23 protein-coding genes are annotated in these 25,364 nt (G+C 65.6%); 4 read left to right on the top strand and 19 right to left on the bottom strand.

Features of this window, described 5'->3' with window-relative positions; translation table 11 throughout:
- Window positions 1-7 precede the first annotated feature (7 nt).
- The 6 genes from IE187_RS01335 to IE187_RS01310 form a co-directional block, all read right to left on the bottom strand.
- Window positions 8-3,205, bottom strand: coding sequence for an efflux RND transporter permease subunit (locus tag IE187_RS01335; RefSeq protein WP_189674796.1), 3,198 nt, complete (start codon window positions 3,203-3,205; stop codon window positions 8-10).
- 211 nt (window positions 3,206-3,416) lie between these two features.
- Window positions 3,417-4,688 carry an efflux RND transporter periplasmic adaptor subunit gene (locus tag IE187_RS01330; RefSeq protein WP_189674795.1) on the bottom strand — a complete coding sequence of 424 codons (1,272 nt, stop codon included), beginning with the start codon at window positions 4,686-4,688 and terminating at the stop codon, window positions 3,417-3,419.
- On the bottom strand, window positions 4,685-5,080 hold the full coding sequence (locus IE187_RS01325) for a hypothetical protein (RefSeq protein ID WP_189674794.1): 396 nt from the start codon (window positions 5,078-5,080) through the stop codon (window positions 4,685-4,687). The genes IE187_RS01330 and IE187_RS01325 overlap by 4 nt, the downstream gene beginning before the upstream one ends.
- Before the next feature lie 328 nt (window positions 5,081-5,408).
- Window positions 5,409-6,023: a TetR/AcrR family transcriptional regulator gene (locus IE187_RS01320; protein ID WP_133188415.1), complete on the bottom strand. Its 615-nt coding sequence runs from the start codon at window positions 6,021-6,023 to the stop codon at window positions 5,409-5,411.
- Window positions 6,024-6,092: 69 nt separating this feature from the next.
- Window positions 6,093-6,557 (bottom strand): group I truncated hemoglobin, encoded by a 465-nt coding sequence (locus tag IE187_RS01315; RefSeq protein WP_189674793.1) that lies wholly within the window; start codon window positions 6,555-6,557, stop codon window positions 6,093-6,095.
- Between the two features lie 15 nt (window positions 6,558-6,572).
- Window positions 6,573-7,451: a DUF3034 family protein gene (locus IE187_RS01310; protein WP_189674792.1), complete on the bottom strand. Its 879-nt coding sequence runs from the start codon at window positions 7,449-7,451 to the stop codon at window positions 6,573-6,575.
- A 119-nt stretch (window positions 7,452-7,570) separates the two neighbouring features.
- On the opposite strand from IE187_RS01310, the gene IE187_RS01305 reads away from it, so the two are divergent.
- A complete protein-coding gene (locus IE187_RS01305; protein WP_229839174.1) occupies window positions 7,571-8,179 on the top strand; it encodes a methylamine utilization protein in 609 nt (202 codons plus the stop codon).
- A 1-nt stretch (window position 8,180) separates the two neighbouring features.
- Window positions 8,181-10,535, top strand: coding sequence for a putative bifunctional diguanylate cyclase/phosphodiesterase (locus IE187_RS01300; protein WP_229839173.1), 2,355 nt, complete (start codon window positions 8,181-8,183; stop codon window positions 10,533-10,535).
- Window positions 10,536-10,593: 58 nt separating this feature from the next.
- On the opposite strand, the gene IE187_RS01295 is transcribed toward IE187_RS01300, so the two are convergent.
- The 8 genes from IE187_RS01295 to cyoA form a co-directional block, all read right to left on the bottom strand.
- Window positions 10,594-11,703 (bottom strand): NADH:flavin oxidoreductase/NADH oxidase, encoded by a 1,110-nt coding sequence (locus IE187_RS01295; protein WP_189674791.1) that lies wholly within the window; start codon window positions 11,701-11,703, stop codon window positions 10,594-10,596.
- A gap of 75 nt (window positions 11,704-11,778) precedes the next feature.
- On the bottom strand, window positions 11,779-12,321 hold the full coding sequence (locus tag IE187_RS01290) for a response regulator transcription factor (protein ID WP_189674790.1): 543 nt from the start codon (window positions 12,319-12,321) through the stop codon (window positions 11,779-11,781).
- Window positions 12,318-13,601, bottom strand: coding sequence for an ATP-binding protein (locus tag IE187_RS01285; protein ID WP_133188407.1), 1,284 nt, complete (start codon window positions 13,599-13,601; stop codon window positions 12,318-12,320). Before IE187_RS01285 ends, IE187_RS01290 begins: the two co-directional genes overlap by 4 nt.
- Window positions 13,598-14,293 carry an SURF1 family protein gene (locus IE187_RS01280; protein ID WP_189674789.1) on the bottom strand — a complete coding sequence of 232 codons (696 nt, stop codon included), beginning with the start codon at window positions 14,291-14,293 and terminating at the stop codon, window positions 13,598-13,600. The genes IE187_RS01285 and IE187_RS01280 overlap by 4 nt, the downstream gene beginning before the upstream one ends.
- Window positions 14,290-14,709, bottom strand: coding sequence for a cytochrome o ubiquinol oxidase subunit IV (gene cyoD, locus IE187_RS01275; protein ID WP_133188403.1), 420 nt, complete (start codon window positions 14,707-14,709; stop codon window positions 14,290-14,292). Before cyoD ends, IE187_RS01280 begins: the two co-directional genes overlap by 4 nt.
- The gene (gene cyoC / locus IE187_RS01270; RefSeq protein WP_133188401.1) at window positions 14,706-15,344 is read right to left on the bottom strand and encodes a cytochrome o ubiquinol oxidase subunit III; all 639 of its coding nucleotides are present in this window, start codon (window positions 15,342-15,344) and stop codon (window positions 14,706-14,708) included. The genes cyoD and cyoC overlap by 4 nt, the downstream gene beginning before the upstream one ends.
- Window positions 15,341-17,359 carry a cytochrome o ubiquinol oxidase subunit I gene (gene cyoB, locus IE187_RS01265; protein WP_133188399.1) on the bottom strand — a complete coding sequence of 673 codons (2,019 nt, stop codon included), beginning with the start codon at window positions 17,357-17,359 and terminating at the stop codon, window positions 15,341-15,343. Before cyoB ends, cyoC begins: the two co-directional genes overlap by 4 nt.
- A 13-nt stretch (window positions 17,360-17,372) precedes the next feature.
- Window positions 17,373-18,485 (bottom strand): ubiquinol oxidase subunit II, encoded by a 1,113-nt coding sequence (cyoA, locus tag IE187_RS01260; RefSeq protein ID WP_189674788.1) that lies wholly within the window; start codon window positions 18,483-18,485, stop codon window positions 17,373-17,375.
- A 122-nt stretch (window positions 18,486-18,607) separates the two neighbouring features.
- On the opposite strand from cyoA, the gene IE187_RS01255 reads away from it, so the two are divergent.
- Window positions 18,608-19,927 carry an MFS transporter gene (locus IE187_RS01255; protein ID WP_133188395.1) on the top strand — a complete coding sequence of 440 codons (1,320 nt, stop codon included), beginning with the start codon at window positions 18,608-18,610 and terminating at the stop codon, window positions 19,925-19,927.
- Between the two features lie 138 nt (window positions 19,928-20,065).
- Here IE187_RS01255 and IE187_RS01250 read toward each other — a convergent pair whose 3' ends face one another.
- From IE187_RS01250 to IE187_RS01230, 5 genes are all read right to left on the bottom strand, one after another.
- Entirely contained in the window at window positions 20,066-20,284 is a 219-nt protein-coding gene (locus tag IE187_RS01250; RefSeq protein ID WP_189674787.1) for a hypothetical protein, read from the bottom strand.
- Between the two features lie 190 nt (window positions 20,285-20,474).
- Complete coding sequence (locus IE187_RS01245; RefSeq protein WP_010186626.1) at window positions 20,475-20,747, bottom strand: DUF1488 family protein; 273 nt, start codon at window positions 20,745-20,747, stop codon at window positions 20,475-20,477.
- A gap of 85 nt (window positions 20,748-20,832) precedes the next feature.
- Window positions 20,833-21,876: a rod shape-determining protein gene (locus IE187_RS01240; RefSeq protein ID WP_189674786.1), complete on the bottom strand. Its 1,044-nt coding sequence runs from the start codon at window positions 21,874-21,876 to the stop codon at window positions 20,833-20,835.
- Between the two features lie 163 nt (window positions 21,877-22,039).
- Window positions 22,040-23,293, bottom strand: a complete 1,254-nt coding sequence (locus IE187_RS01235; RefSeq protein WP_189674785.1) for an MFS transporter — start codon at window positions 23,291-23,293, stop codon at window positions 22,040-22,042.
- A gap of 60 nt (window positions 23,294-23,353) precedes the next feature.
- Window positions 23,354-24,556 (bottom strand): MFS transporter, encoded by a 1,203-nt coding sequence (locus tag IE187_RS01230; protein ID WP_189674784.1) that lies wholly within the window; start codon window positions 24,554-24,556, stop codon window positions 23,354-23,356.
- A 197-nt stretch (window positions 24,557-24,753) separates the two neighbouring features.
- Between IE187_RS01230 and IE187_RS01225 the strand changes: the two genes are divergently transcribed.
- A complete protein-coding gene (locus IE187_RS01225) occupies window positions 24,754-25,311 on the top strand; it encodes a DNA-3-methyladenine glycosylase (protein WP_189674783.1) in 558 nt (185 codons plus the stop codon).
- Window positions 25,312-25,364 lie beyond the last annotated feature (53 nt).

Here is a 25,364-nt window from a genome sequence, read left to right as displayed (position 1 = left end):
ATCGTTCCTATTCGGCTGGCTGCAGCGTGGGCGCTGCGGCGGGGCCATGGGTCGCGTGCGGGGCGGGGCGGCGGCGTTCGAGCCGCTTCGCCAGCGCGCGCGCGACGACGTAGAAGGTGGGGGTGAACAGCAGGCCGAAGCCGGTCACACCGATCATCCCGAAGAACACGGCCGTGCCGAGCGCCTGGCGGAGTTCGGCGCCAGCCCCTTCGGCGATCACCAGCGGCACCGCGCCGAGGATGAAGGCGAAGCTCGTCATCAGGATCGGCCGCAACCGGTCCTTGGCGGCGCGGACCGCTGCCTCGACCGGCGACAGGCCGTCTTCCTCCTCTGCCTGCTTGGCGAACTCGACCACGAGGATCGCGTTCTTGGCGGCCAGCGCGATCAGCACGACGAGGCCGATCTGCGTCAGGACATTGTTGTCCATCCCGCGCAGATTCACCCCGGTCATCGCGGCCAAAAGGCACATCGGCACGATCAGGATGATCGCGAGCGGCAGCGTCAGGCTCTCATATTGTGCGGCGAGCACGAGGAAGACGAACAGCACCGCCATGCCAAAGACGAGCCCCGCCGTGCTGCCCGCCGATTTCTGCTGGAAGGCGATGCCGGTCCATTCATGCGCGTACCCCGTCGGCAATGCGGTATCGGCGAGCTTCTCCATCGCGACGAGCGACTGGCCCGACGAGCTGCCCTTGGCGGTATCGCCATCGACCTCGACCGCCGGGAACAGATTGTAGCGCACGACGCGATACGGCCCGGTCTTGTCGCGGAAGGTCGAGACCGATCCGATCGGCACCATCTGCCCGGTGTTCGACCGCGTCTTGAGGTTGGCGATATCGGCAGTGGTGTTGCGGAACGGTGCATCGGCCTGGGCGGTGACGCGGTAGGTGCGACCGAGCAGGTTGAAGTCGTTGACGAACGCCGACCCGAGATAGACCTGCAGCGCCTCGAACACGCGCTCCGGTGGCACACCCAGCATGTTCGCCTTGGTGCGATCGACATCGGCGAAGATGCGCGGGGTGGCGGTGTCGAAGAAGGTATAGACCTGCGCCAGCCCCTTGGTCTGGTTCGCCTGGCCGATCAGGCCGTAGGCGGTCTTACCCATCTCCTGATAACCGTGGCCCTGCAGGTCCTGCACCATCAGGCGGTAGCCGCCGGCCGAGCCGATGCCTTGGATCAGCGGCGGCGGGACGATCAGCAGGCGTGCCTCATTGATGTCGGCAGTCGCCTTCTGCGCCTCGCCCATGATCGAGGCGAGCGTAACGCCGAGCTTGCGACGTTCCTCAAAGCTCTTGAGCGGGATGTAGGCGGCGGCGCTGTTGGGCGCGAGCGTCTGCGACGGGCCGTCGAAGCCGGCAAGCATGACCGCGCCCTTGACCCCGGCGAGCGGCAGGATGCGCTTGGCGACCTTCTGCATCACGGCATCGGTGCGATCGACCGCCGAGCCCGGCGGCAGCTGGATAATCGTCAGGAAGTAGCCCTGATCCTGTGCTGGCACGAAGCCCGACGGCGTGACGGTGAAGACGACGGCGGTCAGCGCGATCAGCGCGCCATACGCCAGCATCATTTTGCGCGGTGCGCTGACGAGGCGCAGCGTCATGCGGCCATAGGCCTCGCTCATCCGCTCGAAGCCGCGGTTGAAGGCGTCGCCCGCGCGGCGCACCAGCCGCGCGGCGCGGTTGCCCGAATCCGCCGGTCCATGCGGCTTGAGCAGCATCGCCGCGAGCGCTGGCGACAGTGTCAGCGAAAGCAGCAGCGAGATGATCGTCGCGGTCGAGATCGTCACCGCGAACTGGCGGTAGAACGCGCCCGACAGGCCGGTGAGGAACACGGTCGGGATGAACACCGCGCAGAGCACGAGCACGATCGCGACGAGCGCACCCGACACTTCGTCCATCGACTTGCGCGCCGCCTCGAGCGGGGAGAGCCCGTGCTCGAGGTTGCGCTCGACATTTTCGACCACGACGATCGCGTCATCGACGACGATCCCGATCGCGAGCACCAGCCCGAACAGCGACAGGTTGTTGAGCGAGTAACCGACCGCTGCCAGCACCGCGAAGGTGCCGATCAGCGAGACCGGGATCGCGACGATCGGGATGATCGCGGCACGCCACTTCTGCAGGAAGACGAGGATGACGAGCACGACGAGGATCATCGCCTCGATCAGCGTGTGCTTCACCGCGTCGATCGACTGGGCGATGAATTCGGTGGGGTTGTAGATGACGCGATAGGCGAGCCCCTTGGGGAACTTCTTCGACATCGTCTCCATCTCGGCCGACACCGCTTGCGCGGCAGCGAGCGCGTTCGAGCCGGGGCGCTGGAAGACCGCCGCGATGACCGTCGGCTTGCCGCTGAGATAGGTGTTGGCGCCGTAGTCCTGCGCACCGAGCTCGACCCGCGCGACGTCCGAGACCTTGACCTGGTGACCATCCTTGTCGGTGCGGATCACCACGTCGGCGAACTGCTTGGGGTCGGTCAGGCGGCCCTGCGTCTCGACGTTGAGCTGGAAGGCGTTGCCAGTGGCGTAGGGCGGCTGGCCGAGCGTGCCGGCTGCGACCTGGACGTTCTGTGCACGCAGCGCGGCGACGATCTCGCCCGCGGTCAGGTCGAGCGCGGCGGCACGGCCGGGGTCGATCCAGACGCGCATCGAATAGTCGCGCGCGCCGAACAGTTGCACGTCACCGACGCCGTCGATGCGGCTGAGGCGATCGCGGACCTGGGTGAGCGCGTAATTGGAGATGTAGCCGCGATCGAGCGAATTGTCGGGCGAGATCAGGTTGACGACCATCAGGAAGTCGGGGCTGGTCTTGCGTGTCACGACGCCAAGACGCTGCACGTCCTCGGGTAGCCGCGGGACCGCGACCGCGACGCGGTTTTGCACGAGCACCTGCGCGGCATCCAGGTTGGTGCCGATCTTGAAGGTGACGGTGATCGTCACCTTGCCATCGCCGGTCGATTGCGACGACTGGTACAGCATGTTGTCGACGCCGTTGATTTCCTGCTCGATCGGCGCGGCGACGGTTTCCGCGACCGTTTCGGCCGAAGCGCCCGGATACACCGCGCTGACCGTCACCGTGGGGGGCACGATATCGGGATATTGCGACACCGGCAGGGTGAAATAGGCGATCAGACCCACGATGGTGATGACCACCGCGATGACCCCGGCGAAGATCGGCCGGGTGATGAAGAAGCGCGAGAAGCGCATGGACAGTGTCCCTCGAAGAAGCGCGCACGTCACCGGGCAGCGTCCAAGAGCGGACGCCGAAGCGACGAACGGCAATGATGAATCGATCGGCTATTGGGTCCGGACAGACGCCACTCCCGTCATCCGCGCGAAGGCGGGAATCCCGCTGCCTTGCCCCGTCGTAGGAGAAGAAGCGGGACCCTCGCCTTCGCGAGGGTGACGAGTAGGGGCGTCACCGGCTCAGCGTCGCTTCGCCCGCGATTGGCTGCGCGGTCGGCGCAGATGCATCCGCCGAAACCGCGATCTTGCCGACCGTGGGCGCAACCTTGGCACCCGGCATCGCCATCTGCGTGCCCTTGATGATGATGCGATCCTGCGGGCCCACGCCCGATCGGATCACGCGCATCCCGTCGACCACCGCGCCGAGCACGACCGGCTTGGCGGTGACGACATTGTTGCCATCGACCGTGAGCAGGACCTTGCGCGCCTGGTCGGTCTGCACCGCATCGTCGGGGACGAGCAAAGCGGGCCTGGTCCCGGCGCTGGCGAGCCGCATGTTGCCGAACATCCCCGGCGTCAGGAACAGCCCCGGATTGGCGAGCACCGCACGCCCGCGGATCGTGCCCGAATGCGTGTCGAGCCCGTTGTCGGTGAAGTCGAGCTTGCCCTTCCAGCGATGGCTCGTCTCGTCCTGCAACTGGATCTCGACCGCAGGCGCAGCGGCACCCGGCTGGCGGTTGCGTTGCGTCTTGAGGAACAACGCCTCCGAACCGTCGAAGGTGAAGTAGATCGGGTCGAGCGCGTTGATCGTCGTCAGCACCGTGCCGCCGGTGCCTTCGCCGCCGGCGACCTGATTGCCCGCATCGACGCGGCGATCCGAGATGCGTCCGCTGATCGGTGCCCGGATCTGCGTGAAGGACACATCGAGCGCGCGCGCCCGGACGCGGGCTTGCGCCGCCGCGAGGCCGGCTTGTGCCGCCTGCAGCTTCCCGCGCAGTGCATCGACTTCGCCGGCCGAAACCGCATCGTCGGCGATCAGCCGCGTCGCGCGGCCGAGATCGGTGCGCGCCAGCACCAGCGCGCTTTGCGCACTCGCCTCGTTGGCGCGTGCTTCGGCGAGCGCGGCGGCGAAGGGGCGGGAGTCGATCGTGAACAGCAATTGGCCCTGGCGGACGACATCGCCGTCGTGGAAATGCACCCCGGTCACTTCACCCGCGACGCGTGGGCGAACCTCGACGCTACGGCTAGGCGCGAAGCGGCCGACATAGTCGTCCCACTCGCTGACCTGGCGCACCAACGGCGTGGCGATGGTCACGGCGGCGGGCGGCGGAAGCGCTGCGACCGCGTCGGAATGGTCGAACAGCTTGACGCCGACGACCCCGGCGACCGCGATCGGCAGCAGGACAGCCGCGCGTTTTTGCCAGCGCATCCAACGCCTTGGTTTTGATACGTCGGATTCGGTACGAAGCTCCTGCGTCGTATCGATCGGTGCGATCATGTTCATGCGAAGATCCTCCGGTCGGTACGGCCGACGCGCATTCCGGTCACGCTGGTGATGAGCGTTTCGAGTTGCGCCTCGCTGAAGCCGACCGAATGGAAATGCGCGATTTCAGCCGTTGGCAGGGCGAAACCGCGATGCCGGGCGTGCACCGCCGCGCGGCGGAGCGCTTCCAGCTTCGGATCGGCGAGCCGCGATGCGGTACCGCGCCCGAATACGCCGCCAAGCGCGCGCGCCAGGCGGCCAGGGGTGGTAAGGCTGCCGAGCGTATCGCGTTGCGCCAGCGCAATGACGCTCCATTCGAGCGCCGAGAACCCGGCAAGCCCAGCGGTGGCAGGCGTCTGGCTGCGGCTGGTGACGGGCGCTGCGAACATATTGTCGAGGTCGAGATAGGCCATGGAAAATCCCCCTCTTGGGTCTTTGGCGGACAGACGAGCAGCCCCCTACGCAGACGAGGCTTCGTCTGCGGTAGCCGCGCGATGGGCGTGAGAAATCATGCCAGGACGCACATGCTTCCTGCTGATCAAGCTTTGGAAAGTGTAGAAAAGGCCCGCGGCATTACCGCCGGACCCTTCAGTCAGGTGATCGTGTTGGTCATGGGCACAGACCCTTTTGCCGCTACCGGTTCCGCGTTAGGATCCAGCTTCAATACCGTTCGGTATATAAAGCGCCAAAGGAGTGCGTCAACGGCATTCTGTACCGGTCCGAATATTTATCGACAAGTTTTTATTGGGTCGGCCAAACCGCCATGCTGGTCTCGACGAGTTGCGAAAGCTCAGCGCAGGTCGCGCCCGATCCGCCTTGCAGCGCGAGGCCTTGCAGGATCGCGAAAAGGAAGCGGGTCAGGGCCTCGGGCGTCATGCCTTCGGGGAATTCGCCCGCGGCCTGTGCCTCGGCGAAGCGCTTGACCAGCGCTGCCTCGGACGAGGCGCGCCGCTTGACGACCTCGGCCTTGATGGGTTCGGCCTCGGCGCCGCAGGTCGCGGCGCTGATCACCCCGAGGCAACCCTTGGGATCGCACGTGCTCATCTGCATTTCGAGCGATCCGCGCAGCAAGCGTTCGGCGACACCGCGCGCCGTCGGTGCTTCGAGCGCCGACGTCATATAGGCCAGTTTTTCGCGCTCGTAGAGGTCGAGCGCCTTGTGGAACAGCTGCTCCTTATTGCCGAACGCAGCGTACAGGCTTGGCTTGGTGATGCCCATCGCACTGGTCAGCTCGGTCATCGACGCGGCCTCATAGCCGTTGCGCCAGAACACCAGCAAAGCCTGGCCCAGTGCCTCGTCAATGTCGAACTCACGCGGCCTGCCTTTCGGCGCCGAGGGGGAGCAAACGCTATTCATACCGGTCGGTATATAGGCATTCTACCCGCGACGTCCAGACCTGTCACACGTGCGGACGCGTCAGCGAACCTAGCGTTCAACCGCATCGCGCTTGATCGGCGCGAGCTTGGCGAGAAAGCGATTCTGCGCGGCGAAGGGCACGCCTTCCTTGCGCATCGCCGCCTGGAGATCCTCGACGAGGGCACCGACGTCGGCCGTCTGCAGTCCGAGATTCTTGTGGCCTTCGCGCATCGTGCGTCCACTATAACCGCAGCCGCCGTTGAGGATGTAACAGAATTGCTCCTTGAGCAGCCGCCGCAACCGCACCTCGTCCTGGCCTTTGAGGATATCGGCGATCCGCGGGTCGATCACGATGCGCGTGACGAGATCGTCGGCGATCCGGTCCACGCCTGCGCGCCCGTGGAACGCGGCGAGCATCGCGCTGCCCTTGAACGGCGTCGCTCCGGCGTTGGCGTTGCTGTGCGGATAGGGATCGACGGGATCCTCGCCAGGCGGCGTGGTCTGAAGCGCGAGCGCGAGAGCAAGAAGTACCATGGGAACGCGCCTATCTCAAAAGCTCGCCTGGAGCGAAAGGAATGCGCCGCGCTGGCGCTTGAAGGTCGCGATACTGCCGAGATCGGCATAGGCGGCAGTCACCGTCAGGTGGCGCTCGAATTGCCACGCCGCAAACGCATCCACCGCTTTGCGCTCGCGCGCGAAACCGAGATTGTCGGGCTTGGTGCGAATCTCGGCGCCAAGCAGCAGGCGGCGCGAGACGAGCAGACCAGCCGACCCTTCGAATTCGGCGTGATAGGCATCGCTCCGGTCGCCGCCAAAACCGAGCAGCCCGAACTGATTGGCCTTGGTGAAGCGAACCGTCGCGCCGAGAACGAGACTGCGCGCGAGCACGACCTTGCTCGCCGACAGCAGGAAATCGGTGCCCTGGGCGTGCTTGCCGCCGACCGCCGCGATGATCGCGCTCTTGGTGGCGCGGTGATACTGCACGCCGATCGAGATTTGCGGCAGCACGCGGTCCTGATCATACACCGCATCGCCGATCACGCGCAGTTTTGCACCGAACACGTCCTGGCCAAACGTGAAGTTGCGCCCGAGCCCGAGCGTCGCGCCCGCCCGGCGCGTGTCGAAGCTCTGGTGCGCGTAGGAGAATTCAACGCGATTGTGCAGGCCGATCGCGCCGCCGACGCTCTTCAGGTCGAAATCGGGCAGCGCGACGATGGTCGCATGCGCGCTGCCGCCGATCCCGGCATCGGTCTCATTGCCGGCAATCAGCGCCCAAGTCGCCAGTCCGCCGCCGGCCGATCCCTCGACGGTCGAGACCCCGCTCGTCAGCATCAATTTGCCGCCCTGGCGCAATTCGCCGGCGAAGGCGGGAGAGGCGCACAGCAAGGCGAGCGCGCAAACGACCAGAGCCTGAAAGTGTCGAAACATGATACGCCTACCCGCGCCGATTGAAGTGCAGGCGCGGCCTGTTGCCTAGGGAAAGACCCTTAGGGTTCCGTAAATACGTATTTTACGTTTTCGCCACCTTTCCGGCTTAGCCGGGTGTGATGTTAATCCATGTTATGCGATTCACCCGAGCGGCCGCGGCGCTCGCATGTTCGTTTCCGGCCTTCGCCGCGACCGTTTCGGTCGACGTGATCGGCGCCGATGGCAAACCGCTCGCCGGTGCGGTGGTGCTCGTCGATACCCCCCGCAAACCGGCCGGCGCGATGAAGCCGGGCGGCCCGTACGAGATGGCGCAGCAGAATATCGCGTTCGTCCCGCACGTGCTGATCGTGCCGGTCGGGGCGACGGTCAGCTTTCCCAATCGCGACAAGGTGCGCCACCACGTCTATTCCTTCTCGAAAGCGCGCAAGTTCGACTTGAAGCTGTACGGCAAGGAAGAGACTCGCTCTGTCGTCTTCGACAAGCCCGGAGTCGTCGCCCTCGGCTGTAACATCCACGATGCGATGAACGGGTCGATCATCGTCGTCGAAACGCCTTATGCGGTGCAATCGGACGCGAAGGGGCACGCGACGATCACGGACGTCCCGGTTGGGGGCGCGACGATCCGCGTATGGCATCCATCAATCCGCGCGCCCGACAATATGCTGTCTCAATCGGCCACGGTGACTGCGACCGGGTACACCACCACCTACACCATTCGCGGGCGCTGAGATGACCGTACGGGCCCTGCCACGGTGGCGCTTCCGGCATCTGCGCACGCGGCTCGCGGTGCAATATGGCGTGCTGTTCGCAGCCAGCCTGCTCGTTGTCGCAATCGTCGGGCAGCTCGTGATCTGGGGCCAGGCCCGCGACGCGGTCCGCGCCGAGTTGCGGACGAGCGGCAGCGTCTACGATCGTATTTGGGCGATGCGCGCGCACGCGCTTATGGACAGCGCGTCGGTGTTGACGCGCGATTTCGGCTTCCGCTCGGCGGTCGCGAGCGGCGATCGGCCGACGATCGAGTCTGCCCTCGCGTCGTTGCGCACCCGCGCCGACGTGCCGCAGGCATTCTTCGTAGATCTTCAGGGGCAAGTTTTCGGTACTGGCTCGGGTGACGTTCGGCGTGCGATCGCGAGCGTGCCGACCACCCTCGCGCGCGGCCGGACCGAGGCGGTCATCGCCACGCGAACCGGCGCATTCCGGCTCATCGTCGCACCGGTCCTCGCCCCGAATGAAATCGGTTGGGTCACGTTCGCGCTTCCGCTCGATCGCGCCGAGATGGCGGCGTTGCAGCATCTGTCCGCTATCCCGCTCGCCGCGACGATCCTGACACGCGATGCGAAGGGATCGTGGCACGGCGTATCGAGCGACGTTGCCGGGTCGCGGGCGCTCGACGCATTCGTCGCGACCGCAATCGGCGGACGCAGCGAGCCGGCGTTTCTGGCCCTGCGCGATGGCGATGCGCTGGCGCTCGCCAAGCCGTTGCTCGGGCCGGCGGGCAAGCCGAGCGCGGTCCTGTTGCTGAGCTATCCCTGGGCAGCGGCGATGGCGGCGTATCGCACGATGGAGGTCGGTATCGCGCTCGCCGGCGTGATGGGGCTGCTGCTCGTCCTGCTCGGCAGCCGCCGCTTGGCGAACGGAATCGCCCGTCCGATCGCAGCGCTCGATGCGGCCGCGCGCGCGCTCGAGGAAGGCACGCGCACCGAACTGCTGGTCGAGAGCGACGATGAGGTCGGGCGGCTCGCGCAGAGCTTCAACCGGATGTCGGCGGGGATCGTCGAGCGGGAGCATCGCATCACGCATCTCGCGTTCCACGACACGCTGACCAGCCTGCCAAACCGCACCTATTTCTGCCAGCAGCTCGAGTCCGAATTGCAGCGTTCGCTCAAACGCGGACAGCGCACGACCTTGCTGTGCCTCGATCTCGACGGGTTCAAGGGGATCAACGATTCGCTCGGCCATCCGATCGGCGACGCTTTGCTCCGCCAGATGGGCGACATCCTCTCGCGTATCGCCAGCGATGCAGTCGTCGCGCGGCTTGGCGGCGACGAGTTCGCGATCATCCTCGCCGATCATGACGATGTCGATCGCCCGCGCGCTTTGGCGCAGGCGATCCTCGATGAGATGCGCAGCCCGTTGCTCGTCGATGGGCATCAGATCGCTACCGGGGCCAGCATCGGCATCGCGATCAGCCCGAACGACGGCGCCGACAGCGACGCGTTGCTCAAGAATGCCGACCTCGCGCTGTATCGTGCCAAGCAGGACGGGCGCGGAGTATTCCGCTTCTTCGAGCCCGCGCTCGATGCCGCAGCGCGCAAGCGGCGTGCGCTCGAGCTCGACTTGCGCGAAGCGATCCAGAGCGGCCAGTTCCGGCTCAACTTCCAGCCAATCTTCGATCTCAAGCGCGATCGGATCGGCGGTTTCGAGGCGTTGTTGCGCTGGGAGCATCCGACGCGCGGCAACGTCCCGCCGATCGAGTTCATTTCAGTTGCCGAGGAGACCGGCCTGATCATCGCGATCGGCGATTGGGTGATGCAGGAGGCGTGTCGTCAAGCGACTGCCTGGCCGGCGCATGTCCGCGTCGCGGTCAATGTCTCGCCGCTGCAATTTCGCAATTCGGGCTTTCCGAGCGTCATCTTCCAGGCGTTGAGCCATAGCGGGCTCTCCCCCGACCGGCTCGAGATCGAGATCACCGAGTCGGTGTTTCTCGATGGCGAGACGACCGTCGTCACGCTGCTCCACAAATTGCGCGCGATGGGCGTGCGGATCGCGCTCGACGATTTCGGGACCGGCTATTCGTCGCTCAGCTATCTGCGCAGCTTCCCGTTCGACAAGATCAAGATCGACAAGAGTTTCGTCGACGCGGTCGCCGAGGACCGCAGCGCGGCGGCGATCGTCCGGGCGATCGTCGACCTGGCGACCGCGCTCCACATGGAGACGACCGCCGAGGGTGTCGAGGACCGCGACCAACTGAGCGAGCTGCGCGGGCAGGGGTGCAGCAGCATTCAGGGGTATCTCTTCAGCCGCCCGATCGAAGGCAATATGGTCGCGGCGATGATTGGCAGCGCGATGAGCGCGGCGGCGTAACGGCCAGCCGCCACGTTCGATTAATGGTCGGGGGCAGGCCGGCGACGACTGCGCCCGATCAGTCCGGCAGGTCGAACAAGCGGCTGTGCTGGCGCGGCTGCGAGCGCAGATATTGGTTTGGCGCGGCGACGCGCGCGCCGAGATGCGCCGCGGCATGCCACGGCCAGCGCGGATCGTAGAGGATCGTCCGCGCCAGCGCGATCATGTCGGCATCGCCTGTGCCGATGATCGCCTCGGCCTGTTCGAACTCGGTGATGAGACCGACCGCGACGACGGGGATCGTCACCGCCTGCTTGACCGCACGCGCGAGCGGGACCTGATAGTTGGGGCCGACCGGGATCGCCTGGCGCGGATCGAGCCCACCGCTCGACACGTGGATCGCCGCGCACCCGCGCGCCTCGAGCGCCTGCGCGAAGGCGATCGTGCCATCCACGTCCCAACCACCCTCGACCCAATCGGTACCAGAGACGCGCATCGTGACGGGCTTGTCGGCGGGGAAGGCCGCCCGCACCGCATCGAACACTTCGAGCGGAAAGCGCAGCCGGTTCTCGAGGCTGCCACCATAGTCGTCATCGCGGTGGTTCGACAGCGGCGAGAGGAATTGGTGGAGCAGATAGCCGTGCGCCGCGTGGAGCTGGACCAAATCGATCCCGAGCCGCGCCGCGCGCGTGGCGGATGCGGCAAAGGCATCGCGAATCCGGGCAAGGCCGTCACGATCGAGTGCGAGCGGGGGGTTCTCGCCCTCCGCGAAGGCGGCGGCCGACGGCGCTTCGGTCTGCCAGCCATTCGGCGCCGATGGCGTGATCTGCTTGCCGCCGTGCCACGGCAGGTCGGTCGATGCCTTGCGGCCGGCATGCGACAGCTGGATCGCGATCGGCATGTCGGAATGCCGCCGGATGCTGGCGATGACGCCTGCAAGCGCGGCCTCGGTCGCGTCGTTCCACAGCCCGACATCGCCATAGCTGATCCGCCCCTCGGGCAGCACCGCGCTGGCTTCGATCGTCAGCAGGCCAGCGCCCGAGAGCGCCAGCTGGCCAAGGTGGATCAAATGCCAATCGGCCATCGCACCATCGACTGCGGAATATTGGCACATCGGGGCGATCACGATGCGATTGCGCAGCGCGAGACCGCCGATGGCGATCGGCTCGAACAGTTTTGGGCCTGGCATGAAACACTCCGGGTAAGACGATCGCTGCAACGCACGGATGCGCGTTTGGCCGCACGCCGCCCACAATGGGCAAGGTTATTTGACGGTCTGCTTCTCGAGCTTCCGCGCGAGGGTGCGGCGGTGCATTCCGAGCTGGCGCGCCGTCTCGGAGATGTTGAAATCGTTCGCCGCGAGCGTCTGGTGGATATGTTCCCACTCGAGCGTCTTGATCGAGGTCGGGCGGTTGGTCAGCGGCGTGTCGACATTGCCCGCCGCCGCGCCGACGGTCTGGCCGAACGCCGCCTCGATATCGTCGGTGTTCGACGGCTTGGCGAGATAGTTGGTCGCGCCGAGCTTGATCGCCTCGACCGCGGTCGCGATGCTCGCATAGCCCGTCAGCACGACGATCCGCGTCGTCGCGTCATGCGCGTGGATCGCCTGGACGCACGCCAGCCCAGAGGTCGCGCCGAGCTTGAGATCGACCACCGCAAAATCGGGCGTACGCTCGGCAAGCGCGCTCGTCACGGCTCCCTGGTCGGCAGCGACCTCGACCACATAGCCGCGGCGCTCGAACGAGCGGCGCAGCGTGCGGGCGAACGCGCCATCGTCCTCGACGATCAACAGATGCTTCTCGCTCATACGCCATCCCACTCCAGTGCCGAGAGCGGCAAGGTCAGAGTGACGACGGCGCCGCCACTCGGGCGATTGCGCGCTTCGACCGACCCGCCGAGCTTGCGCATTGCGTTGACGACGAGGAACAGCCCCAGCCCGCTGCCGAGCCGGTCGCGCGTCGAGTGATACGGCTTGCCGATATTGGCAAGCATCTCGGGCGCGAAGCCCGGGCCGGTATCGCTCACCGCGAACAGCAGCGACGGCCCGTCGCGGGCGACCTCGAGCGTGATCGGCTGGCCCGACGCTTCCTTGGCATTGTCGAGCAAATTCCAAATCATCTGCTTGACCGCGGTATCGGCGACGATCGCACGATCGTTGCCGAAGCGGTTGCGGAAGACGATCGCGTCGTCCGAATTCTGCACGCGCCATTCGGCGACCACTTCGTCGCAGAAGCGATGGACGCTGGTGATCGTCGGATGCTCGCCGCGCGCTTCCCCCGCCGCCATCAGGATGCCGGTGACGATCGTCTTGCAGCGGGTCAGCGCGACCCGCATGTCCTCGATTTCCTCGGCGAGCCCCGGCTGTGCACGCAACGCGGGGGAATGCCCCCAATCGTTGACGATCACCGAGAGCGAGGCGAGCGGCGTCCCGAGTTCATGCGCCGCGCCGGTCGCGAGCAGCCCCATCCGGACGATATGATCCTCCTCGGCGGCCTGCTGGCGCATCGTCGCGAGCCGCGCGTCGCGCATCCGCAGGTTTCGGTTGATCCGCGTGACGAAGCCGACGATCAGCACCGCGATCAGCACGAAGCAGATCAGCGAACCGAGCACATACAGATCGCTCCAGTCGTAGGAGAAGCGCTGCGGCAAGAGCAGCGGCATATGCACCTCGGCGAGCAGGGCGAAGGCGGCGATCGTCACCGCGACCAGCGCCCAACTCGACCACGCCTCGAGCAGGATCGCGCCGAGCACGATTTGGACGAGATACAGCGCGATGAACGGGTTGGTTGCGCCGCCGCTTTGATAGAGCAGGGCGGTAAGCGCGCCGACGTCGAGCAACAGGCTGGCGAAGAGTTCGCCATTCGATATCGCGACACGGCGCGGCAGTTGCGTGATGCTGACGACGTTGAGCAGGACCAGCCCGCCGACGACCAGTAGCATCGGCGCCAGCGGCAGCGTCAGACCCATGAGGAATTGCGCAACCAGGATCGTCGCGAACTGGCCACCGACCGCGAGCCAGCGCAAATTGATCAATTGCCGCAGATTGTCGCGCCCGGTCGTATCGAGCGGCGGGAGCGGGGCGCTCATGCAGCGTCGCGCCGCTGGCTGCGCACGAGCATCGCTGCGGCACCGGCAACCATCACCGCGAGCGCGAACCAGGTGAGCGCGTAGACGAGATGATTGTTCGAAAAGCGGATCACGGTCAGCCCGCCGACCGGCACGCGTCCCGGCGGTCCTGCCTCTGCATCGATGAAATAGGGCGCAACCGGACCAAGTCGCCGCGCAGCCGCAATCGCTGCCACGTCGCGCGAATACCAGCGGTTTGCCGCTGGGTCGTTGCTGCGCAAGAAGCCGCCGCCGGGCTCGCTCGGGCGCAGCAGCCCGCTAACGCTCGCAGCGCCGCCTGCCGGCGTTCGGCGATCCGCAACGAAGCCGCGGTTGATGAGAACGGTGAAGCCGCGATCGGAGACGAGCGGGGTCATCGCCCAGAAACCGGGACCGCGTTCGGTCACGGCTTGAACGAACACCGTCGCGTCATCGCGGTAGCGACCGGCGACGCGGACATGACGATAGCCGTCCTGCGTCGCGCTGATCGTGGCCCAACGTTCGGGGCCGGGTGCGGGGATTGGGGCGGCGTGGACGCGCTGTTCGACCGATGCGATCAGCGCGAGTTTCCAACTGAGCCGCTGGATCTGCCAGATACCGAGCCCGATCAGCCCGGCACACAAAACCCCCGCGACGACCAGCAGCGCAGCCATCGTCGCGGGGGACCGTCTCATTGCTGGCTCATCGTCTCGGACGACATGGCGGGGCTCATCGGCATCATGTTGGCGTTCATGTGATACATCACCCAGATCGATCCCGACAGCGTTATGACGATGACGATCAGCGTGAACAGGAGCGCGATGAACGACCAGCCACCTTCGTTGCTCGTCTTCATGTGCAGGAAGTAGATCATGTGGACGAACACCTGGATCAGCGCGGAGCCGAGCACCAGGATCGCGGTCCACGTGTGATCGAGTGCCCCGGTCATGACCAGCGCGAACGGGATCGCCGTCAGGATGACCGAGAGTATGAAGCCGATGACGTAATCGCGCATCGAGCCGTGCGGCATGTCGTCGCCATGCGCGTCATGGTAGCCGCCGGCGCCGGCGTCGTATTCGGGCGCGTGTGCGCTGTGCGTATCGGCGCTCATCCGAGCACTCCCATGAGATAGACGATGGTGAAGACGCCGATCCAGATGACGTCGAGGAAGTGCCAGAACATGCTGAGGCACTGCAGGCGGCGGCGATTGGCCTGGCCAAGGCCATGCGTCCCGATCTGGATGACGAGCGTGGTCAGCCAGATCAAGCCGCAGGTGACGTGAAAGCCGTGCGTGCCGACCAGCGTGAAGAATGCCGAGAGGAACGCGCTGCGCGACGGGCCATTGCCCTCCGCGATCAAGTTGCTGAACTCGTACATCTCGACGCCGAGGAAGGTCAGGCCGAACAGGCCGGTGACGACCAGCCAGAACTGCACCTGGCGAACGCTGCCCTTCTCCATCGTCAACATGGCGATGCCGTACGTCAGCGACGAGAACAGCAACATCGCGGTGTTGAACGCGACCAGCGGGAGTTCGAACAGCTCCTTCGGGCCCTTGCCGCCGCCATAGCCGTGCCCAAGCACCCCGTAGCAAGCGAACAGCACCGCAAAGATGAGGCAATCGCTCATCAGGTACATCCAGAAGCCCAGCATCGTGCTGCCGCCCTCGGGATGGTCGTGCTCGTCGAAGTCGAAGAACACCGGCTTCCCGCCGCCGGTGATCTGTTCGTGGGTCAGTTCGGTGCTCATGCCACAACCTTCTGCGCTGCGAGGAGGCGCGTGCGCTCGTCTTCGGTGCGGATCACGTCCTCCACGGGGATGTGGAAATCGCGCTTGTAGTTGAACGAATGCCAGATCGAGACGCCGAGCATCGCTACCAGCGAAGCAATCGCCAGCCACCAGATGTACCAGATCATTGCAAAGCCGAAGCCAACGCTGATCAGGCCGATGATGACGCCGGCCGCGGCGTTCTTGGGCATGTGGATCGCCTTGAAGCCTGCCGTCGGACGCTCGAAGCCGCGCGTCTTCATGTCCCAGAACGCATCATTGTCATAGACGATCGGGGTGAACGCGAAGTTGTAGTCTGGCGGCGGCGACGAGGTCGACCATTCGAGCGTGCGGCCATCCCACGGATCACCGGTCAGGTCGCGCAGCCGCTCGGTGTTGCGATCGCGGATGCTGACGAAGAACTGGATCGCCATGCAGCCGATGCCACCCGCGATCATGGCCGCGCCGATCGCCGCGACGATGAAGTAGGGCTGGTACGAGGCATCGTCGAAGTGGCTCAAGCGACGCGTCACGCCCATCAGGCCCAGCACGTAGAGCGGTGCGAAGGCGGTCCAGAAACCGACCACCCACAACCAGAACGAGCGCTTGCCCCATACCCGGTCGAGCTTGAAGCCGAATGCCTTGGGCCACCAGAAGTTGATGCCCGCGAACATGCCGAACAGCGTACCGCCGATGATGACATTGTGGAAATGCGCCACCAGGAACAGCGAGTTGTGCAGCACGAAGTCGGCCGGCGGCACGGCGAGCAGGACGCCGGTCATCCCGCCGATCGTGAAGGTCAACATGAAGGCGACCGTCCACATCATCGGCAGCTCATAGCGGATGCGGCCGTGGTACATCGTGAACAGCCAGTTGAAGATCTTCGCGCCCGTCGGGATCGAGATGATCATCGTGGTGATCGCGAAGAACGAGTTGACGCTCGCGCCCGAACCCATCGTGAAGAAGTGGTGGAGCCAGACGAGGTAGGCGAGGATCGTGATGACGATCGTGGCATAGACCATCGACGTGTAGCCGAAGAGGCGCTTCTGCGAGAAAGTCGCGACGACCTCGGAATAGATGCCGAACGCCGGCAGGATGAGGATGTAGACCTCCGGGTGGCCCCAGATCCAGATGAGGTTGACGTACATCATCGGGTTGCCGCCGAGGCCATTGGTGAAGAACTGCATCCCGAGCAGACGGTCGAGCGACAGGATCGCGAGCACGGCGGTCAGCACCGGGAAGGCGGCGACGATCAGCGTGTTGGTGCAAAGCGCAGTCCACACGAAGATCGGCATCTTGAACAGCGTCATGCCGGGCGCGCGCATCTTGACGATGGTCGCGAGCAGATTGACGCCCGAGAGCAACGTGCCGAGACCGGCGATCTGCAGCCCCCAGATGTAATAGTCGACCCCGACGTCCGGGCTCGCCTCCATCCCCGAGAGCGGCGGCATCGCGAGCCAGCCGGTGCGCGCGTAGTTGCCAACGAACAGCGAGATCATCGTGATGATCGCGCCCGACGCGGTCAGCCAGAAGCTGAAATTGTTGAGATACGGGAAGGACACGTCGCGTGCGCCGATTTGCAGCGGCACGACGAAGTTCATCAGCCCGACGACCAGCGGCATCGCCACGAAGAAGATCATGATCACACCGTGCGCGGTGAAGATCTGGTTATAGTGGTCGGGCGGAAGGTACCCGGCGTTGTCGCCGAACGCCATCGCCTGCTGCGCGCGCATCATGAGGGCGTCGGAGAAACCGCGCAGGAACATGACCAGCGCGAGGATCACATACATGATGCCGATCTTCTTGTGGTCCACCGAGGTGAACCAGTCGCGCCACAGCCATCCCCACGCCTTGAAGTAGGTGATGATCGCGAGCAGCGCGAGGCCGCCGACCGTGACGCCGCCAAAGGCGAGCAGCACGGGCAATTCGTGAAGGGGCAACGCATCGAGCGTCAGACGCCCGAGAAGCGGGCTGACCACTGGGTGTACATCTCTCATGGGGGGCATCATGTCAGAAGGTCCTCCGGTCGCCGGGCATCGGCAGACCTGCGCCGGCAAGGCGCGCTGTGCTTTGGGCGGAATTCTTGGCGGTGATCTTGGTTGCTTCTACCACTTCGGGTTTCCCTGAACCGGGCATCGGCATCGCCGACATCTTCATCGCGTCGTCGTTCTTGGCGTGGCCTTCGGCATGCGCGCCACTGTGCGGTCCCGCATCGGCGCGCATCATCGCGTCCATGCAGACTTGCCCAGGCTTGGTGCAATTGTTGGCGGCAGCGTTAAACAGGCCGGGCGCGACGCCCGAATAGAAGGTTGGTGCATGGTTCATGCTCGGTTTGGCGACCTTGAGATAGGTCGCGCGGTCGAGCATGGCGCCGCTCGCACGGACTCGTGCGACCCAGGCGTCGAAGTCGCTTTGCGATCCTGCAAGGAAGCGGAACTTCATATACGAGAAGCCGTCGCCGCTGAAGTTGGACGAGAAACCCGCATAGTTGCCGGGCTTGTTGGCAACTGCATGGAGCTTCGTCGTCATGCTCGGCATCGCATAGATCATGCCGGCAAGATCGGGGATGTAGAACGCGTTCATCACGTCGGCCGAGGTCAGGTCGAACTCGATCGGCTGATCGATCGGCGCGGCCAGCTGGTTGACTGTGGCGATCCCGTAATCGGGATAGATGAACAGCCATTTCCAATCGAGTGCGACGACTTGCACGCGGATCGGCTTGGCGTTGAGCGCCACCTGGCGGGTCGCGTCGATCCGGCCGATCGGACGATATGGATCGAGCAGATGCGTGCTGGTCCAGGTTACTGCGCCAAGGCAGATGATGATCAACAGCGGCACCGCCCAGATGACCAGTTCGAGCGCAGTCGAATGATGCCACTCGGGGCTGTACGGCGCATCGGTATTGGCCTGGCGATACCGCCAGGCAAAAAAGGCGATCAGCGCCATAACGGGCACGATAATGATCAACATCAACAATGTAGCGATGACCACCAGGTCACCCTGCTGCTGCGCAACATCTCCCGCGGGCGACAGCACGACGGTGCTGCACCCTCCGAGCAAGGCGGGCGCTAGCAGCGCGAGGCCCGCGATTGCGGGGCGAAGGGGCGAGGGAAGTCGGATCATGTCGCGGAGCTAAGCCTCTATGGCGGCGCCTCCCATTGGACATTTTGTCCAATCCTCGCTGCGCTGCAGCACGCGTAGAGGAACGCCATAAACGGCGATCATGGCCGGGAGTTCGAACACCGATGCAAGCCACCCACACCCCGACGTCGCGCGCGATCGAGGCCGATGCCAGCCGGATCAACCAGGAGCATGTTTCCTCGGGCGAGATCGCGATCGGCGTGGTGATCGGGCGCACGTCCGAGTTCTTCGATTTCTTCGTCTATGCGATCGCCTCGGTGCTCGTCTTCCCGACGATGATCTTCCCCTATGTCGACCGTCTTACGGGCACGCTGTATTCGTTCGGCCTGTTCGCACTCGCCTTCGTCGCCCGGCCGATCGGATCGATGATCTTCCTCGCGATCGACCATCTATATGGCCGCGGCACCAAGCTGACGATTGCGCTGTTCCTGCTCGGCGGATCGACCGTCGCGGTCGGCTTCCTGCCAGGCCATGCCGAGATCGGCGTCTATGCCGCGTTCGTCCTCGGTTTCCTGCGGATCTGTCAGGGGCTGGCGCTCGGCGGGAGCTGGGATGGCCTGTCGTCGCTGCTGGCGCTCAATGCGCCGCAGGACAAGCGCGGCTGGTATGCGATGATTCCGCAGCTCGGCGCGCCGCTCGGCCTGATGGTCGCGGCGGGGCTGTTCGCATATTTCACCGCGACGCTGTCGTCGGTCGATTTCCTCGACTGGGGCTGGCGCTATCCGTTCTTCGTCGCCTTTGCGATCAACGTCGTCGCGCTCTTCGCCCGGCTGCGCATCGTCAGCACGTCGGATTATCAGGACATGTTCACCAGCCGCGATCTGATCCCGGCGCCGGTGCTCGAGACGGTCCGCAAGCAGGGGCGGACGATCGCACTCGGCGCGTTCGCACCGCTGGCGAGCTTTGCCTTGTTCCACATGGTTACCGTGTTTCCGCTGTCGTGGGTCTTCCTCTATACCAAGAGCAATCCCGAGCGCTTCCTGGCGATCGAAGTGGTCGGCGCAGCGATCGGCGTCGTGGCGATCGTCGCATCGGGGTATCTCGCGGATCGTATCGGGCGTCGCACCTTGCTGGGTGCGTCGGCGGCGGCGATCGCCGTATTCTCCGGCTTCGCGCCGCAGTTGCTGGCCGCAGGCGAGCTTGGCGAAGTGATCTTCATGGTGCTCGGCTTTGCCTTGCTCGGAATTTCGTTCGGCCAGTCGTCGGGCGTCGTCGCTTCGGAATTCACGGGCGAATCGCGCTACACCGGCGCTGCGCTTACGTCGGACATCGCGTGGCTGGTCGGTGCCGGCTTCGCGCCGCTGGTCGCGTTGTTCCTGTCGTCGCACTTTGGCCTGGTCGCAGGCGGCGCGTATCTGTTGTCGGGGTCGCTGGCGACCTTGCTCGCGCTGTGGCTCAACAAGGAACTGGCGAGCCGCACCTGATCGGCACGTCGCGACGCTCTGCTTCGATCTTCGAGACGCTCCCTCGGCCTATGCCGGGGGAGCGTTTTTATGCGATCGACTCTCGCCAACCGCGCCGGCCTTGGTACGGGGAGCGGGAGGGGGGCTCGAAGAATCGCGTTACACGACGCGGGTCCTGTCGACTTGGGTAGGGCGTGCGGGGATCAGCATGGTCCCGCGCTTGGCGGGTGCCGTGGCGATGGGCTTGTCGCGGCCGTAGAAGACCGAGGCCTGAGTTTTCACCGGGATGTCGATCTCGTCATCGGCGGTGAAGCGGGGATGGTCGGGACCGATCGTCAACGCCAAGCGATACGCGGTCCATCGCGCAGGATCGGGCAACGTACCCTTTGGGGGTCGCTACGTCGGGCGTGATAGGCGCGGGCCTTATCCCGCCACACGGAGAGCGAGCAGCCAGGCAAGAGCAAGCGGGCACCATACGGAACACCTCACGACGGTTTTCGTGGCCTATCCACGTGAGACCCGCCTCGCGAGGCGCCATGCCGGGACGTTCCCGGCATGGCTACAAGGGCTATTCGAGATCGTTTTCGCTGATCACGATCATTGCCTGGTCGCTGTTGCGCGCAAGCGCGACGAGACCGGCTTCGGCGATCGAATCCTCGAAGCGGTTGAACTGCTCGATGGCGTCGTCCTCGGGTGCGTCGCCGCTCAGCGCTTCGAGCACGGCATATTGCACCGCGAACTGATATTCCTCGCCATCGACTTCGCCCATGAATTCGACGACGCGCTCGTCATCATTGTCGAGCAGGCTCGAGTGCAGAATATCCATCTTGTCGGCGGCCATGCAGAATGCTCCAGATCGTGTGAGGGCGCGATGTGCCCGTGCGCTTGACCAAGCGCAAGTACGCGGTGGAGGTTCCCTCGCAGGTTCAGCTTTCGCTGAGCACGCCGCTGAACACCGCATCCTCGAGCGCGCGGCCGGCCCCCGTGACGACGCACGTCAGCGCGTTTTCCGAAACGACGACGGGCAAGCCGGTCGCATCGGCGAGGACAGTGTCGAGCTCGCGCAGCAGCGATCCACCGCCGGTCATCACGATGCCGTGGTCGACGATGTCGGCGGCAAGCTCGGGCTGCGTCTGCTCGAGCGCGTTCATCACCGCCTCGACGATCTGCGCGACGAGCTCGCCGAGCGCCTCGGCGACTTCGGCCTGGTTGATTTCGATCTCGGTCGGGATCCCGCCGACCAGCCCGCGCCCGCGGACGTTCATCGTGAGGCCCACGCCGTTCTCGGGCTTGCGCGCCATGCCGATCGTCATCTTGACGCGCTCGGCGGTCGCCTCGCCAATCATGAGGTTGTATTTGCGGCGGATATACGACGCGATCGCATCGTCCATCTTGTCGCCGCCGACGCGCACCGACGTGCTGTAGGCAAGCCCGCGCAGCGACAGGATCGCGACTTCGGTCGTCCCGCCGCCGATATCGACCACCATGCTGCCGATCGGCTCGGTAACGGGCATGCCGGCGCCGATCGCGGCGGCGAGCGGTTCTTCGATCAGCAGGACGTTCGCCGCGCCGGCATTGGTCGCCGCCTGGCGGATCGCGCGACGTTCGACCTGCGTCGAGCTCGACGGCACGCAGATCACGACCTTATGGCGTCGCGGCATCCGGCTCGCGCCGCCTAGCGCCTTGTCCATGAAATGCTTGATCATCTGTTCGGCGACATCGATGTCGGCGATCACGCCGTCGCGCATCGGGCGGATCGTGCGGATCTCCTCAGGGGTCTTGCCCATCATCAGCTTGGCGTCGGTGCCGACCGCCCGCAGCTTGGTCACGCCATCGATCGTCTCGAGCGCTACGACCGAGGGTTCGTCGAGCACGATCCCCTTGTCGCGGAGATAGACCAGGGTGTTCACCGTGCCGAGGTCGATCGCCATGTCGTTGGAAGAGAAAGTGAAGAGCCGCGACGGCCACATAAGAGGTCTCGATGATAAGGTCGTGGTCTGGCCGCCGTGAAGGGCTCCCGGCGCAGGCTTTGGCGACTCCGTGGGTGCCGCTGGCCCGGCGGTCAAGCGCGCTTCCGACCCGCCGATCGTTTCGCGCGGCAAGTTGCGCGCCAGAGCCGCGCGCCCGGTCCGCTCAATGCGCCGGTTTGAGCAGCGCCAGGCCGCCAAGGCTCAGCAAGGCTGCGCCAATGAGATAGATGCCGACCAGATTCAGTCCGCCTGCTTCGGCGAGTTTCTGCGCCGCGATCGGGGCGAGTGCGCCGCCGAGGATTCCGCCGAGATTGAAGGCGATCGACACGCCGGTATAGCGCACCCCCGCGTCGAACAGCGAGGGCAGCCAGCCGCCGAGCGGGCCATAGGCAAAGCCCATCGCGAACAGCGACAGCGCGAGCCACGCGAACACGATCCACAGGGACGACGCACCGAGCATCGGCCCCATCAGCAGTCCAGACACTGCGCATCCCAGAAACCCCCAGCGCAGCATCGGTCGCGCCCCGGTCCGGTCGGCGAGCGTGCACGAGACGATGACACCGAGCGCGAGGAACAGGATCGCGCCGATCTCGATCCCGAGAAACGCCTGGCGGCTGTGACCGAGCGTCGTCGTGCCATAGCTCAGCGCGAAGGCGGTGGTCAGGTAGAAGAGGGCGAAACAGGCGATCACCGCCCCGGTCCCGGCGAGCGTTGCGCGCAGATGGTGGCGGAAGAGCTCGGCGATCGGCACCGGCGGCAGCGCATCGTGCGCCGCAGCCTCGCGAAATGCCGGCGTTTCGGTGAGCTTGAGCCGCACCCACAGCCCCAGAACGACGAGCACTGCGCTGGCGAGGAAGGGAAGGCGCCAGCCCCAGGCGGCGAACTGCGCGGGCGTCAGCGCCGCGCCGAGCAGCAGGAAGAAGCCGTTCGCCGCGATGAAGCCGATCGGCGCGCCGAGCGGCGGGAACATGCCCCAGCGATTTTCGTGACCCTTCGGCGCATTCTCGACCGCGAGCAGCGAGGCGCCGCCCCATTCGCCGCCGAGCCCGAGCCCCTGGCCAAAGCGCAGGATGCACAGCAGCAGCGGCGCGATCCAGCCGATCTGCGCATAGGTCGGCAGGAAGGCGATCGCGACGGTCGATCCACCCATCAGCATCAGCGAGGCAACCAGCGTCGATTTGCGACCGAGCCGATCGCCGAAATGTCCGAACAGCGCGGCACCCAGCGGGCGCGCGAAGAAGGCGAGGCCAAAGCTCGCATAGGATGCGATCATCTGGACGCCGGGATCGCTCGCCGGAAAGAAGAGCGGCCCGAATACGAGCGCTGCCGCGGTCGCATAGACGTAGAAGTCGTAAAACTCGACCGAGGTGCCGATCAGGCTGGCGAGAAGGATGCGGCGGGTCGAGGCGGTGGACATGGCTCCTCTTACGCACGCCGGCGGCGCTTGTCGAAATCGCTCGGCGCCGATCTCGGCCGACTATACGGCGCGTCGACCTCTCGCTTCGAGCAGCACCGAGGCGCACCACACCGCGAACCCACCGAGCGCGAGCGCGCATCCGACCCAGCCGGTCGAGGTCCAGCCCAAGCCGGCCGCGATCGCCATTCCGCCGAGCCATGGTCCGAGGGCATTGGCGACGTTGAAGGCCGAATGGTTGAGCGCCGCCGCGAGTGTCTGCGCGTCGCCCGCGACGTCCATCAGCCGCGTCTGCAGCACCGTCCCGAGGGCGCCGCCGAGCCCGATCGCGAAGACATCGAGCGTCACCGCGAGGAAATTGTGCGCGGCAACCGTGTAGAGCGCGAGGACGAGCGCCATGAACAGCAGCAAAACGCCGCCCGTCCGCATCAGCCGCTTGTCGGCGAAGCGCGGTACGACGAGGTTGCCGATCGTCATCCCGATCCCGAACGACGCGAGGACGACCGGGACAAGCGCCGGCGAGATGCGCGTCACTTGGGTCAGCGTCGCGGTGAGATAGGTATAGACCGCGAACAGCCCGCCAAAGCCGATCGCCCCAATCGCGAGCGTCAGCCACACTTGCGGCCGGCGGAGCGCGCCGAGTTCGCGCAACGGGCTGGCGTCTCTTTGCGGGCGGTCCTGCGGGACGATCGCGACCGCGAGGCCTGCGGTGATCAACGCAAGCACCGCGACGATCGCGAAGCCATAGCGCCAGCCGAATGCTTGCCCGAGCCATGTCGCGGCGGGCACGCCGACGATCGTCGCGACGGTCAGCCCGAGCATGACCCGGCCGACGGCTTGAGTTCGCCGCTCGTCGGGCACGAGCGACGCCGCGACGAGCGACGCGACGCCGAAATACGCTCCGTGCGGCAAGCCGCTCAAAAAGCGGACGAGCAACAGCATGGTGTAAGATTGCGCGAGCGCCGACAGGGCATTGGCGACCGCGAAGACCGTCATCAGTGCGATCAGCAGCGTGCGGCGCGGGACCTTCGCCGACAGGATCGCGATCAGCGGCGCCCCGACGACGACACCTAGCGCATAGGCGCTGATGACGTGTCCGGCGCTCGGCTCGTCGATGTGCAGGTCGCGCGCGAAATAGGGGAGCAAGCTCATCGTCGCGAATTCGGTCGTGCCGATCGCGAAACCGCCGACCGCGAGCGCCGCGTGGACAAGGCCGACGTGCGGCGCGCTGCCGGTGCGCGCGGGCGTCGAGGAAGGGGCAGGCATGACAGGCTCCAGGGTCCGTCACCGAACAGCGGCGACGGGCGATTCGGCAGCCTCTCCGTAGCATGCGGGGGTTGATCCGCGCGTCGCGTGCCATACAAGCCGGGGGCCGTGATGCCACCACAAACTTGCCTGCTTCCAACCCAGACCGTCATCGATCGATGCGATCGCGGCGTGCGCGTCGGTGAGGGGAGGCTGCTGTGACACTCGCCGCCGGGTTCTTCGCGCGCGACGCGGTAAGCGTTGCGCGCGGCCTGATCGGCGCCGAGCTGCAAGTCGATGGCGCGGGCGGCCGGATCGTCGAGACCGAGGCGTATGATGCGGGGGATCCAGCCTCGCACAGTTTCGGCGGAATGACGCCGCGCAATGCCGTGATGTTCGGCCCCGTCGGGCGTGCCTATGTCTATCGCATCTACGGATTGCATTGGTGCCTGAACTTCGTTTGCGCGGCGGAGCAGCCCGGGAGTGCCGTGCTGATCCGCGCGATCGAACCGTTATACGGTCGTGACGTCATGCAGGCGCGTCGCGGCAATGTCGCCGACCGACTGCTCTGCAGCGGGCCGGGGCGGCTGGCAAAGGCGCTGGGGATCGATGCGGAGCTGAACGGAGCGCCGCTCGATGGTCCGCCATTTGCGATGGCCTTGCCCGCGACCGCGCCCGGCATCGTCGAGGCGGTGCGGATCGGAATCAGCAAGGGCGCGACAACGCCGTGGCGCTTCTGTCTCGCGGGGTCGCGCTATCTGAGCAAACCCGTGTGATCGCGCGCACGCACCATCGCGCATGGCCGGCGTTTGCTGATCCAGCCTATGAT

The sequence above is a fragment of the Sphingomonas glacialis genome (genome assembly GCF_014653575.1).
In the GTDB taxonomy this organism is placed as follows: domain Bacteria; phylum Pseudomonadota; class Alphaproteobacteria; order Sphingomonadales; family Sphingomonadaceae; genus Sphingomonas; species Sphingomonas glacialis.
The sequence above is the reverse complement of the archived record's forward strand: the minus strand, read 5'-3'. Positions and strand labels throughout refer to the sequence as shown.

Bases quoted from the DNA above. Each gene is read 5' to 3' on its own strand.
- IE187_RS01335 (WP_189674796.1), bottom strand. From the start codon at position 3,205: ATGCGCTTCTCGCGCTTCTTCATCACCCGGCCGATCTTCGCCGGGGTC.
- IE187_RS01330 (WP_189674795.1), bottom strand. From the start codon at position 4,688: ATGAACATGATCGCACCGATCGATACGACGCAGGAGCTTCGTACCGAA.
- IE187_RS01325 (WP_189674794.1), bottom strand. From the start codon at position 5,080: ATGGCCTATCTCGACCTCGACAATATGTTCGCAGCGCCCGTCACCAGC.
- IE187_RS01320 (WP_133188415.1), bottom strand. From the start codon at position 6,023: ATGAATAGCGTTTGCTCCCCCTCGGCGCCGAAAGGCAGGCCGCGTGAG.
- IE187_RS01315 (WP_189674793.1), bottom strand. From the start codon at position 6,557: ATGGTACTTCTTGCTCTCGCGCTCGCGCTTCAGACCACGCCGCCTGGC.
- IE187_RS01310 (WP_189674792.1), bottom strand. From the start codon at position 7,451: ATGTTTCGACACTTTCAGGCTCTGGTCGTTTGCGCGCTCGCCTTGCTG.
- IE187_RS01305 (WP_229839174.1), top strand. From the start codon at position 7,571: ATGTTAATCCATGTTATGCGATTCACCCGAGCGGCCGCGGCGCTCGCA.
- IE187_RS01300 (WP_229839173.1), top strand. From the start codon at position 8,181: ATGACCGTACGGGCCCTGCCACGGTGGCGCTTCCGGCATCTGCGCACG.
- IE187_RS01295 (WP_189674791.1), bottom strand. From the start codon at position 11,703: ATGCCAGGCCCAAAACTGTTCGAGCCGATCGCCATCGGCGGTCTCGCG.
- IE187_RS01290 (WP_189674790.1), bottom strand. From the start codon at position 12,321: ATGAGCGAGAAGCATCTGTTGATCGTCGAGGACGATGGCGCGTTCGCC.
- IE187_RS01285 (WP_133188407.1), bottom strand. From the start codon at position 13,601: ATGAGCGCCCCGCTCCCGCCGCTCGATACGACCGGGCGCGACAATCTG.
- IE187_RS01280 (WP_189674789.1), bottom strand. From the start codon at position 14,293: ATGAGACGGTCCCCCGCGACGATGGCTGCGCTGCTGGTCGTCGCGGGG.
- cyoD (WP_133188403.1), bottom strand. From the start codon at position 14,709: ATGAGCGCCGATACGCACAGCGCACACGCGCCCGAATACGACGCCGGC.
- cyoC (WP_133188401.1), bottom strand. From the start codon at position 15,344: ATGAGCACCGAACTGACCCACGAACAGATCACCGGCGGCGGGAAGCCG.
- cyoB (WP_133188399.1), bottom strand. From the start codon at position 17,359: ATGAGAGATGTACACCCAGTGGTCAGCCCGCTTCTCGGGCGTCTGACG.
- cyoA (WP_189674788.1), bottom strand. From the start codon at position 18,485: ATGATCCGACTTCCCTCGCCCCTTCGCCCCGCAATCGCGGGCCTCGCG.
- IE187_RS01255 (WP_133188395.1), top strand. From the start codon at position 18,608: ATGCAAGCCACCCACACCCCGACGTCGCGCGCGATCGAGGCCGATGCC.
- IE187_RS01245 (WP_010186626.1), bottom strand. From the start codon at position 20,747: ATGGCCGCCGACAAGATGGATATTCTGCACTCGAGCCTGCTCGACAAT.
- IE187_RS01240 (WP_189674786.1), bottom strand. From the start codon at position 21,876: ATGTGGCCGTCGCGGCTCTTCACTTTCTCTTCCAACGACATGGCGATC.
- IE187_RS01235 (WP_189674785.1), bottom strand. From the start codon at position 23,293: ATGTCCACCGCCTCGACCCGCCGCATCCTTCTCGCCAGCCTGATCGGC.
- IE187_RS01230 (WP_189674784.1), bottom strand. From the start codon at position 24,556: ATGCCTGCCCCTTCCTCGACGCCCGCGCGCACCGGCAGCGCGCCGCAC.